This is a genomic window from Pacificibacter marinus, from assembly GCF_018860505.1.
GTDB lineage: Bacteria > Pseudomonadota > Alphaproteobacteria > Rhodobacterales > Rhodobacteraceae > Celeribacter > Celeribacter marinus_B.
On record NZ_JAHKPU010000042.1, the window covers coordinates 30,406 to 42,239 of the forward strand.

At 53.4% G+C, this 11,834-nt stretch carries 11 protein-coding genes; 3 read left to right on the plus strand and 8 right to left on the minus strand.

Annotated features, from left to right (window positions below; genetic code table 11):
* Positions 1–119: 119 nt before the first annotated feature.
* Positions 120–2,249: a methylmalonyl-CoA mutase gene (gene scpA, locus KO503_RS15385; protein WP_215992442.1), complete on the minus strand. Its 2,130-nt coding sequence runs from the start codon at positions 2,247–2,249 to the stop codon at positions 120–122.
* Positions 2,250–2,360: 111 nt separating this feature from the next.
* On the opposite strand from scpA, the gene KO503_RS15390 reads away from it, so the two are divergent.
* Positions 2,361–2,822, plus strand: coding sequence for a DUF4174 domain-containing protein (locus KO503_RS15390; RefSeq protein WP_215992443.1), 462 nt, complete (start codon positions 2,361–2,363; stop codon positions 2,820–2,822).
* 60 nt (positions 2,823–2,882) lie between these two features.
* On the opposite strand, the gene KO503_RS15395 is transcribed toward KO503_RS15390, so the two are convergent.
* The 7 genes from KO503_RS15395 to KO503_RS15425 all read right to left on the minus strand — a co-directional run bounded on the left by KO503_RS15395 (position 2,883) and on the right by KO503_RS15425 (position 8,767).
* The gene (locus tag KO503_RS15395) at positions 2,883–4,880 is read right to left on the minus strand and encodes an acetyl-CoA carboxylase biotin carboxylase subunit (protein WP_215992444.1); all 1,998 of its coding nucleotides are present in this window, start codon (positions 4,878–4,880) and stop codon (positions 2,883–2,885) included.
* Positions 4,881–5,063: 183 nt separating this feature from the next.
* Positions 5,064–5,264, minus strand: a complete 201-nt coding sequence (locus tag KO503_RS15400; protein ID WP_215992445.1) for a hypothetical protein — start codon at positions 5,262–5,264, stop codon at positions 5,064–5,066.
* A 351-nt stretch (positions 5,265–5,615) separates the two neighbouring features.
* Positions 5,616–6,011 carry a hypothetical protein gene (locus KO503_RS15405; protein WP_215992501.1) on the minus strand — a complete coding sequence of 132 codons (396 nt, stop codon included), beginning with the start codon at positions 6,009–6,011 and terminating at the stop codon, positions 5,616–5,618.
* Between the two features lie 19 nt (positions 6,012–6,030).
* Entirely contained in the window at positions 6,031–6,435 is a 405-nt protein-coding gene (locus tag KO503_RS15410; protein WP_215992446.1) for a RidA family protein, read from the minus strand.
* Between the two features lies 1 nt (position 6,436).
* Positions 6,437–6,844, minus strand: a complete 408-nt coding sequence (locus KO503_RS15415) for a DUF6497 family protein (RefSeq protein WP_215992447.1) — start codon at positions 6,842–6,844, stop codon at positions 6,437–6,439.
* Positions 6,841–7,212 (minus strand): hypothetical protein, encoded by a 372-nt coding sequence (locus tag KO503_RS15420; RefSeq protein ID WP_252731128.1) that lies wholly within the window; start codon positions 7,210–7,212, stop codon positions 6,841–6,843. The genes KO503_RS15415 and KO503_RS15420 overlap by 4 nt, the downstream gene beginning before the upstream one ends.
* 22 nt (positions 7,213–7,234) lie before the next feature.
* Complete coding sequence (locus tag KO503_RS15425; RefSeq protein WP_215992448.1) at positions 7,235–8,767, minus strand: acyl-CoA carboxylase subunit beta; 1,533 nt, start codon at positions 8,765–8,767, stop codon at positions 7,235–7,237.
* A 218-nt stretch (positions 8,768–8,985) separates the two neighbouring features.
* Here KO503_RS15425 and KO503_RS15430 point away from each other — a divergent pair, with 218 nt between their 5' ends.
* Both KO503_RS15430 and KO503_RS15435 read left to right on the plus strand, forming a co-directional pair.
* A complete protein-coding gene (locus KO503_RS15430) occupies positions 8,986–10,200 on the plus strand; it encodes a multidrug effflux MFS transporter (protein ID WP_215992449.1) in 1,215 nt (404 codons plus the stop codon).
* Positions 10,201–10,331: 131 nt separating this feature from the next.
* Positions 10,332–11,729 carry a helix-turn-helix domain-containing protein gene (locus tag KO503_RS15435; RefSeq protein WP_215992450.1) on the plus strand — a complete coding sequence of 466 codons (1,398 nt, stop codon included), beginning with the start codon at positions 10,332–10,334 and terminating at the stop codon, positions 11,727–11,729.
* The last annotated feature ends 105 nt before the right edge of the window (positions 11,730–11,834 follow it).

Below are 11,834 nucleotides of genomic sequence, written 5' to 3' on the forward strand. Positions count from 1 at the left end.
TCACCAAAAATAATATGCTTAATCGAACGGCAGCAACGAAGCGCCGTTTTCGGGTATGGTGCCCCTCTAGCAAGAGAATGAAAAGTACAAAAGGGTCTGCACTCCCTCATGCCCATTTTTTATGCTTTCGCGTTGCCAATCAATTCCAGAATTTCACGCGCAGCCACCGGGATATTGGTGCCGGGCCCAAAGATCGCTTTGACCCCCGCCTCTTTCAAAAAGGCATAATCTTGCTGCGGAATGACTCCGCCACAAATTACAATAATGTCCCCTGCCCCTTGCGCTTTGAGTTCATTGATCAATTTCGGTGCGAGCGTTTTATGCCCTGCCGCCTGTGACGAAATTCCGATGATATGCACATCATTATCGATGGCATCTTGTGCGGCCTCGGCTGGAGTTTGGAACAAAGGCCCCACATCGACGTCAAAGCCGATATCGGCAAAGGCGGTCGCTATGACTTTCGCGCCGCGATCGTGACCGTCTTGGCCCATTTTAACCACCAGCATACGGGGGCGACGGCCCTCTTTCTCCGCGAAGGCTTCAACGTCGGCTTGGATTTGCGCAAAACCTGCGTCGCCTTCATAGGCAGCACCATATACGCCCGCCAAAGTTTTCACTTCTGCGCGGTGACGCCCAAATGATTTTTCCATTGCCATAGAAATTTCCCCAACAGTGGCCCGTGCCCGTGCGGCCTCGACCGCCAAGGTTAAAAGATTGCCTTTGCCAGTTTGCGCCGCCGCTTCCAGATCGGACAGAGTTTCTGACACCAAGGCATCGTCCCGCGTTTCGCGGATTTTCTCAAGCCGCGCCATTTGGCTCAAGCGCACAGCGACATTGTCGACATCTAAGATATCAATCGGATCTTCATTGTCTTTACGGTATTTGTTCACGCCCACGATCACCTCAGTGCCACGATCAATCAAAGCTTGGCGTTTGGCGGCAGATTCCTCGATGCGCAGTTTCGGCATACCCGTGTTAACCGCCTTGGTCATGCCGCCCATGTCTTCGACCTCTTCCATCAAGGCCCAAGCTTTATCTGCCAATTCAGCGGTCAGGCTTTCGACGTAATAAGAGCCCGCCAGCGGATCGACGACATTGGTGATGCCTGTCTCTTCTTGTAAGATCAGTTGGGTGTTGCGCGCGATGCGAGCAGAAAATTCAGTCGGCAAAGCGATGGCTTCATCAAGCGCATTGGTGTGCAAAGACTGCGTGCCCCCCAAAGCCGCTGACATCGCCTCATATGCAGTGCGGATCACGTTGTTGTAAGGGTCTTGCTCTTGCAGCGACACGCCAGAGGTTTGGCAATGGGTGCGCAACATTTTGGATTTTTCTGACTTGGGCTCGAACTCATCCATCACCCGCGTCCACAACAAACGCGCCGCACGCAGCTTGGCCGCTTCCATGAAAAAGTTCATGCCAATGGCAAAGAAGAACGACAGACGTGGGGCGAATTTGTCCACATCCATACCCGCCTTGATCGCGGTGCGTACATATTCGCGCCCGTCGGCCAAAGTGAACGCCAGCTCTTGTACCAAATTCGCGCCTGCTTCTTGCATATGGTAGCCGGAAATCGAAATCGAGTTGAATTTCGGCATCTCATTGGCGGTATATTCAATGATATCTGCGATGATCCGCATCGAGGGTTCAGGCGGATAAATATAAGTGTTGCGCACCATAAATTCTTTGAGAATGTCGTTTTGAATGGTGCCCGCGAGCTGCGCTTTGTCGTGGCCTTGCTCTTCACCAGTGACGATGAAAGACGCCAAAATCGGGATCACCGCGCCATTCATGGTCATTGACACGGACACTTTATCCAGCGGAATACCGTCAAATAGAATTTTCATGTCTTCCACGCTGTCGATCGCCACACCTGCCTTGCCGACATCGCCCTCAACACGCGGATGATCACTGTCATAGCCACGGTGGGTGGCCAAATCGAAAGCAACCGACACGCCCTGTTGGCCCGCATCCAGTGCTTTGCGATAAAAGGCGTTTGATTCTTCTGCCGTGGAAAAGCCCGCGTATTGGCGAATGGTCCAAGGGCGTCCTGCGTACATCGTCGCTTTCACGCCCCGCGTAAACGGCGCCTCCCCAGGCGTGTTGCCAAGATGGGGCAAGTCTTTGATGTCATCTTCGTCATAGAGTGGCTTGACCGTGATGCCTTCCAGCGTTTCCCACGCGAGGCTGTCCACAGGCTTGCCGCGAAGCTCTTTGCTGGCAAGATCAGTCCAGAGTTTTCTATCGGTCATGAGAGGTCCCTTTCAAACATGTGTGACTGCAGGGCCATTGCAGCAAAACACTTGGTGGTAATCTTGGTAAATCCTGCAAAGGGCCCTATATAGACAGGGACCGGAGGATCGATGAAACACATATTTCTCAGCGCCCTAGGCGCAGTTCTAATCAATGTCGCGCCCGCAGCCTTTGCACAAGAGACACCAGTTTTGGCGCCCCTGTCGCAAGATGCAGAGGGCGTAAGTTTGGCGGATTTCAAGTGGATCAACCGCGTCGTGGCGGTCTTTGCCGACAGTCCACTTGATCCCAGTTTTCGCCAACAAATGGATCTGCTGGCAGAGCGACCCGAGCGATTGTTCGAGCGTGATATTGTCGTGCTGACGGACACCAATTCTGATACGTTGAGCGACGTGCGCAAAACACTGCGTCCGCGTGGCTTTGCTTTGGTGGTGGTCGATAAAGACGGCACTGTGTTGTTGCGCAAACCCGACCCGTGGGATTTGCGTGAACTGACACGCGCCATCGACAAAACACCGCTACGCCAGCAAGAAATCCAAGACATCAAAGACGCCGCACAGGCCGCACGATAGGCTGCGGTCACGTGCGAGGCTTTGAGCCTGAGGATTGGCATAGCTTTGTAGGCCAAGAGATTATTCAAACTCCATGATCACTTCGTCGACTGCCAAGCTGTCACCCGCGTTGGCGTTGATTTTGGACACCACGCCTTTGCGCTCTGCACGCAGGATGTTTTCCATTTTCATCGCCTCAACAGTGCATAGCGTTTGCCCTTCTTGGATTTCATCGCCAACAGCCACATCAACGCCCACGATCAACCCAGGCATTGGGCACAGCAGCAATTTGGACGTGTCCGCAGGTACTTTTTCAAGCATGTGCTTTGACAATTCTGCCGCACGCGGACTGCGCACGTAGACTGTGAGGTCGGCACCACGATTGCGGATGCGGAAACCGCCTGCCACTTTGCCCACTTTCAACGTCACCTTTGCGCCATCAATCGCAACCACAGCCAAGGTTTGCCCTGGCACCCAAGCGCTTTCAACGCGCATCAGCTGATCGCCCAGCGTGACGTTCGATCCGGTTTTATCGGCCTCGATGCTGACAGGGAATTCTTGATCACCGATCTGCACAACCCAGTCAGAGCCAACAATGCGTTCGTGGTTGTCCATACGGCCAGAAATGCGCGTGCGACGAATTTCAGCGACACGGTACATCGCCGCACTGGCTGCCGCGATTTTGCGCAGTTGCGCATCACTCAGCACAGCACCTTCAAACCCGTCGGGGTATTCTTCTTCGATAAAGGCGGTGGTGATATTGCCAGAGACAAAGCGCGGGTGATCCATAACGGCAGACAAAAACGGCAGGTTATGCCCGATACCTTCGATCTCGAACGCATCCAAAGCATCGCTCATGTGATCAATAGCTTCGGCGCGCGTTGGTGCCCAAGTGCAGAGTTTCGCGATCATCGGATCGTAATACATCGAAATCTCGCCGCCCTCAAAAACGCCTGTGTCATTGCGCACAATATGGGTATCTGAGACGCTTTCGGCAGGCGGGCGATATTTGCTCAAACGGCCGATGGAGGGCAAGAAATTGCGGTAAGGATCTTCGGCGTACAAACGGCTTTCCATTGCCCAGCCATTCATTTGCACGTCTTCTTGTTGGATGCCCAAAGGCGCGCCTGCGGCGATATTGATCATCTGTTCGACCAAATCGATACCGGTGATCAACTCGGTCACTGGGTGTTCCACCTGCAAGCGGGTGTTCATTTCAAGAAAGTAGAAATTGCGGTCGCCATCGACGATAAATTCCACAGTCCCAGCTGAGGCGTAATCCACCGCTTGCGCCAAAGCGACAGCCTGTTCGCCCATGGCTTTGCGGGTGGCCGCGTCCAAAAACGGACTTGGCGCTTCCTCAATCACTTTTTGATTGCGGCGTTGGATCGAGCATTCGCGTTCTTGCAAGTAAATGCCATTGCCATGAGTATCGCAAAGCACTTGAATTTCGATGTGGCGCGGCTGGGTGACGAATTTCTCAATAAAAATACGATCATCGCCAAAGGATGACGCGGCCTCGTTTTTGGACGATTGAAACCCTTCGCGCGCCTCAGCGTCATTATAGGCCACGCGCATGCCCTTGCCGCCGCCACCCGCGGAGGCTTTGATCATCACAGGATAGCCGATTTCGCTAGAGATTTTCACGGCTTCGTCAGCGTTCTCGATCAACCCCATATATCCCGGAACGGTGCTGACATTGGCGTCCTGTGCGAGTCTTTTCGACGTGATTTTGTCGCCCATAGCTTCAATCGCGCCCACAGGAGGCCCGATAAAGGCCACGCCTTCAGCTTTCAACGCCTCGGCAAATTTGGCATTCTCAGACAAGAACCCATAACCAGGATGCACAGCTTGCGCGCCAGTCTGGCGTACAGCCTCCAAAACCTTTTCAATCACGATATAGGATTGGTTGGCTGGCGCAGGCCCGATGTGAACCGCTTCATCCGCCATTTTCACATGCAGCGCATTTTTGTCAGCATCTGAATAAATGGCGACGGTTTTGATCCCCATTTTCTGCGCGGATTTTATGACACGGCAAGCGATTTCACCTCGGTTGGCGATCAGAATCTTGTCAAACATGTGCTCTCCCTTTTTCTTTCTTCGTATCGATTGCCCAGCACACACAGTGGCGCGGCCAGCGATGGTATTTCAAATCATGCGCATGAAAAAAGGCTCCCGAGCTGGCCAGCTCGGAAACCTTGTTTTTCATTACGCCCAAGTCCGCCAAACAGCGCACTCAAAGCCAAATCTGTAGACTGTTTTTTAGCGACAAACGCCTGCGTCGTCGCACAGTGCGCCAGCAGCAGCGCCGCCAAGCGCGCCAACGGCCGCACTGCCACCCGTCGCATCCGCAACAAGTGCGCCAGCAAGACCACCCGCGATGGCGCGTTCTGCGTCGTTGTCCAAACAACCGGCAAGGGCTGTGACTGAGATGAGGGCGAATGTAAGAAGTGATTTGCGCATGATTTTACTGCTCTTTGTTGTGTTGCACTTACTTTCACTCTGCCAAAAAAAGCAGTTCGAGAAAAGTAAAATCCACAGACACGAACAGTTTCGGCGAAAGGCGGCGCAAAACGCGCAGCATCACCGAAAGAAAAAGAAAGAAGGCAAGGACCGCACGCATCGGGTGCAATCCTTGCCCCAAGGGAAGGGTCGTAAGAACGTCGTGTATCTGAGCGCGCAATGTTCGAAGCGCACCGGATATCAATAGAATGAAAGACCGCTATCAAACACGCAAGCTTTGCGTCAAAAGCCCCCCCAGCACGGGCAAACTTTTGCGCAATGACGTCATATGACAGCGACAATCCGCGCATCCTACCAAGGCTCCTCATCGGTTTCAGCATCTGCATCAAAGGGATCATCTGCCACGAACAAATCAGGGAACGTCACTTGGGCAATCTTGACATTGACTTGGATCAGCGCCTCGTAAGAGGCAGGATCAAAATTGTCAGGATCAGCGGGCACGATTTCACGCCCCCAAAACCATGACAAACGCCCCGCATCCAAATTACCGCGTTCGAACGGTTGATCGCCGAACATTTCCCAAATCGCAGTGAGAAAGGCCGCATCCACGCGTTTGTCGACAGGCTTGCGATCTTTGAAACGCTCTAACGCTTTGAGCGGCGTCACGCCTTTTGGATTGGCGCGGCGCAACGTAAATTGATAATCCGAGCCGGGAAAGCGCCCGGGAAAACCCTTGTGTTTGGGCATGTAATCTTTGGGTGGCATGTTATGCGTTCTCCTGCGGTCTGCGCGCGATCAGGTCGATTTCGACCAATGCGCCAACAGCCAGAGCGGTCACGCCCACCGTGGTGCGTGCCGGAAGCTGGCCTTCGAGGAAATAACTTTTGTAGGTGTCATTGAACAGCGCGTAATCACGCTCAAATGCGGTCAAAAAGCACCGACATTGCACAACATGACTTAAATCAAGATCCAACTCGGCCAATATCAGCGCAAGATTGTCCATCACACGCCGCGTTTGTGCTTCGATCCCATCTGGCAAAGGCGCATCTGGGGCATTCGGATCGGTGGGCATTTGCCCCGTCAAAATCACCCAACCATCGTCTTCGACCGCATGGGAAAACGGCGCGACAGGGCGTGGGCCTTTGTCAAACAAATGAAACTTAGGTGCCATTTTAAAACGCCTCCCATTCGCAGACTGTGCCCGCTGGGCGGTAGGCCTCAAACACCTGTGCCACATCTTGTTCGATGGATCCGAAAACAGTTTCGCGCTCGGACAAAGAAATAACGATCACCGACGGCACGGGGGCCGCGATGCGTGGCATCGCATAGGTATCGCACAAATAGGCCAGATCAGCCTCAAGTTCATCATAGCTCAAGGCAGCCAGCGTTTGCGGCAATTCAGGCGCAACGAAACGAAAGCGCGCTGTCAGCCCTGTGGCAGGACGATCCAGCAAGCTTTCAAAAAACGTGACCGGCTGGCCAGAGGGGACAGTGATAACATCCAATTCCCGTGGCGTCAGATCGGCATGGGCCGATGCTGCGGCGGCGACTGTCAGCGCAAGAAACAATGCAACTTTCATGCTGCGGCCCTCCGCGCACTGCGCACCCATCTGGCGCGACGATCAGGGCATTCCAAAACATCAGACACCAAAGTTTCGGATCGCAGCTTCGGAAAACGCCCAGCAACAGCGCCGCCTGCGGTGATTTCCAAATCATCACCTTGCACTTTGACCTGCACCACAGGCGCAAAGCCACGCAAGGATTGCAACACGCGCCACATGTCTTGACGCACCTGCGTGGCCATACGCCCTTTTCGCAGGTTTGCACCGCCTGAAATCACGGTTTTCGCCGAGAAATCAAAGCGTGCGGGCAAACGACGAGACAGCGTGAGCACTCCGTCGTCCGCGCGCAGCATATGCCACTGTTGATGCATTCCAGTTTTTCCCATGGTGTCCTCACATTATCCCAAATTACAGAGGGATATTGTCGTGCTTCTTCCATGGATTTTCGAGCTTTTTATTGCGAAGTGACGCAAAAGCCCGCGCCACACGTTTGCGCGTGGATTGCGGCTGGATCACCTCATCGATAAATCCGCGCTCTGCGGCGACGAATGGATTGGCAAAGCGGTCTTCGTAATCAACCGTATGAGCCGCGATTTTTTCCGCGTCATTCAAGTCACCACGGTGGATAATTTCAGTCGCCCCTTTGGCGCCCATGACCGCGATCTCTGCGGTTGGCCACGCATAATTAAAATCACCACGCAGATGTTTGGACGCCATCACGTCATAAGCTCCACCATAAGCTTTGCGTGTAATAACAGTGACTTTCGGGACGGTTGCCTCGCCATAAGCAAACAAAAGCTTGGCACCGTGTTTGATAACGCCACCGTATTCTTGGCTGGTGCCAGGCAAGAACCCAGGCACATCCACAAGTGTCAGAACAGGAATTTCAAAGGCATCACAAAACCGCACAAACCGCGCGGCTTTTTTGGAACTGTCAATATCAAGACAGCCCGCAAGCACCATGGGTTGGTTCGCCACAACGCCGATGGTTTGACCTTCTATGCGGGCAAAGCCTGTGATTATATTTTTGGCATGTTCGGCTTGGATTTCATAAAAATCACCCTCATCGACAACTTTATGAATCACTTCCTTCATATCGTAGGGCGTGTTCGCGTTATCAGGAATGATCGTATCAAGCGACAAATCAATGCGCGCGGGATCATCAAAGAACGGACGCACAGGCGCTTTTTCGCGATTGTTTTGCGGCAAAAAATCGATCAAGCGACGCACTTCGATCAAGGTTTCCACGTCATTCTCAAAAGCGCCATCTGCAACGGATGATTTTTTGGTATGGGTGGACGCACCGCCCAGTTCCTCAGCGGTGACCACTTCGTTGGTGACTGTTTTCACCACATCAGGACCAGTCACAAACATATAGGACGTGTCTTTCACCATGAAAATAAAGTCCGTCATGGCAGGCGAATAAACCGCACCGCCAGCACAGGGCCCCATGATCACAGAGATTTGCGGCACAACGCCAGACGCCATGATATTGCGCTGAAACACTTCGGCGTAGCCCGCCAAAGACGCCACACCTTCTTGAATACGCGCGCCGCCGGAATCATTGATGCCGATCACGGGCGCGCCGTTTTGCATCGCCATATCCATAATCTTGCAGATTTTTTCCGCGTGCGTTTCAGACAAAGAGCCGCCGAACACCGTAAAATCTTGAGAGAACACATAGACCATACGGCCATTGATTGTGCCCCAACCTGTGATCACCCCATCACCCGCAGGCTTGGATTTTTCCATACCGAAATCGGTACAGCGATGGGTTTTGAACATGTCAAATTCTTCGAAACTGCCTTCGTCCAGCAAAAGCTCGACCCGTTCGCGCGCTGTCAGCTTACCTTTGGCGTGCTGTGCGTCGATACGGCGTTGCCCCCCGCCCAAACGGGCGTCAGACCGACGATCATGAAGTTCTTGAATGATATCTTTCACAGGTAGGCTCCTCTTCGGCTTATCCCACCTTAGCTGCGTGATCAGCGCGAACAAAGCAAAGTTTGGCAGATTTGCAAAGGATGCAAAGGCGGCCTTGCGCTAATTGCAAAGTCGCAAATCAGATCAAGGCAACAGATGGCGCAAACATGACGAACCCCTGTGCAAATGCGCGCCAAGATTGCGGTAGACGTCCGCCCTTTCGCTTCTATTGTGAGCCAATGAACACACATTCAAAAATCCGCTTTTTAGACCGAACCACACCGCCACATATTCTAACATTGGTGCTCATGGCTGGGATTTCCGCCATGACGATGAACGTATTTTTACCCGCTTTGCCAGAAATGACCGAATATTTCGGTACAAATTACGCGTATATGCAGCTGTCCATTGGCGTTTTCATGGGCATGAACGCAGCTTTGCAACTGATCGTCGGACCGATGTCAGACCGCTTTGGCAGGCGCCCTGTCGCCCTTGTTGGCGTAGTTTTGTTTATCATTGCCACCTATGCCGCAATGCAGGCCACCACGATTCAGATGTTTTTGATCCTACGCGGCGCGCAAGCGGGCGTGGTCACAGCGATGGTGTTGTCACGCGCTGTCGTGCGCGACGTCTACCCCGGCGCAATCGCCGCCAAGATGATGGCCTATGTGACCATGGGCATGTCTTTGGTGCCGATGATCGCACCAACAGTTGGCGGATTTTTGGCTATGGCTTTTGGCTGGGAAAGCACATTTTGGTTGCTGTTGATATCTGGCTTAGGTTTGCTTGCGTTACTTTATTTCGACATGGGAGAAACCGCGCCGACATCCAGCGGATCGTTTCTTGATATGGCAAAAGGCTTTCCTGACCTACTGACATCACAACGATTTTTGGGATACGCCCTGTGTTCTGCCCTTGCCTCTGGCGCGTTTTTTGCCTTTTTGGGCGGCGCGCCGTTTGTTGGTGTGCAGATTTTTGGCATTTCTGAGGCCGCCCTCGGCATGGGGATTGGTGCCCCCGCCATCGGATACTTTTTTGGCAACTTCCTTTCCGCACGCTACTCGGTGCGAATCGGCATGAACAATATGTGCCTCATCGGCACCTTGATCCCCTTTACTAGCATTACCCTATGCGCCTTGTTCATTTACACGGACCACATCACAGCCTTTTGGTTCTTTGCGTTCATGATCCCGCTTGGCTTTGGCAACGGTTTGACACTGCCCAACGCCATCACAGGATCCATGTCAGTGCGCCCAAAGCTGACTGGCACCGCCGCGGGCCTTGGCGGCGCGATGATGATCGGCGGTGGCGCAGCCTTATCGGCTTTTGCGGGAACATTTATGTCCGTGGATCACGGTATCCTACCCCTGTTGATGATTATGATGATAGTGTCCCTACTGAGCATCATAGCCATTGTTTGGGTTATCCGTAGGGAGCGCGCCTTAAGCCTGTAAAGCAAGGCTCCTCGCGCGGGACAGACTGAAAGCGTACATAAGTCGCACTGCAGACCAAAGACTTCCCCTTGCGCACTAGGTTTGCAAAAGCGATGCTAGACATACGCAAACATGCAAATATGTGAGGTCCCATGGCTCAGCAGAAACTCTACGCTGGCGCAAAGCTACGCGAAACGCGCACCCGTTTGGGACTGACCCAACGGGCATTTGCGGAAAAGCTCGGGGTGTCTTTGCCCTACCTCAACCAAATGGAAAACAATAATCGCCCCGTGTCGACAGGCGTTGTTTTGGCCTTGGCGCAAGAATTCGGCTTTGACGTGACAGAACTGTCAACAGGGGATGCCGAACGCATGGTTACAGACATGCGCGAGGCGCTGGCCGATCCGGTTTTCTCCGACGGCGCACCACCTTTGGCTGACTTACGTCTGGCAGCAAGCAACGCACCTGCACTTGCGCGAGCATTTCTAAAACTGCACAGCGCCTACAGACAGGGCTCAGAACGATTGGCCTCACTCGATGACGCGTTGGGTCGCGACGACAGCCCCGCCCGCCCATCGCCGTGGGAAGAGGTCCGTGACTTCTTTCACTATTGCGACAATTATATTGATTCCATCGATCGTGCGGCAGAACATTTTTCCAGCCCGAACGGACAAACGCGCGACGCGTCAGTTGCCGCAACTGACGTTTTAAAATCACAAGGCATCCACGTCCGCTACAATTCAGACAACGTGCGCCATTTTGACAAAGAACGAGGCATTCTATCGCTATGCGCACGCACATCAAAGGCCACGCAAAGCTTTCAAATTCTTCACCAATTGGCGCTGCTAACGCAGAATGATTTGCTGGATGCGACATTGGATTTGGCGCGTTTTCACACAGAAGACGCGCGTAAAATTGCCCGCATTGGCTTGGCCAATTACTTTGCTGGTGCGGCCTTGCTTCCCTACACCGACTTTTTGGCGGCAGCAGGCGAGACACGCCATGATCTTGAAATGCTCGGGGACCGCTTTGGGGCCTCAATCGAACAAGTCGGGCATCGCCTGTCCACACTGCAACGCGTCGGCGCAAAAGGCATCCCATTCTATTTCGTGCGCGTGGATCAAGCCGGCACCATCACCAAGCGGCACTCGTCTACACGGCTTCAATTCGCGCGCTACGGCGGCGCCTGCCCCTTGTGGAACGTACACCAAGCCTTTGAAACACCGGGTCGATTCTTGCGCCAATTGGCGGAAACACCCGATGGCGTGCGCTATCTATCGATTGCGCGTGACGTGTCTAAATCTGGCGGATCTTTTCATGCGCCAGTGCGACGCTATGCGATTGGGCTGGGCTGCGAGATAAGTCACGCGTCCGATTTGGTCTATGCCGATGATTTGGATGTGAAAAACCCGAATGCTTATGAACCCATTGGCATTTCATGTCGCATCTGCGAACGCAAAAACTGCCACCAGAGATCTGTGCCGCCCTTGGAGCGCGCCTTGACCATTGACCCCGACAAACGCGGCACCCTGCCCTATTCAATTGATTGAATGGGGCTTGAGCCCTTTGGTGTGGCCTCACAAAGACGGCCAGAACCATTCAACAATGTATCGATATCATGAAAGAATGGAAAATGGCGCGGTTGACGGGACTCG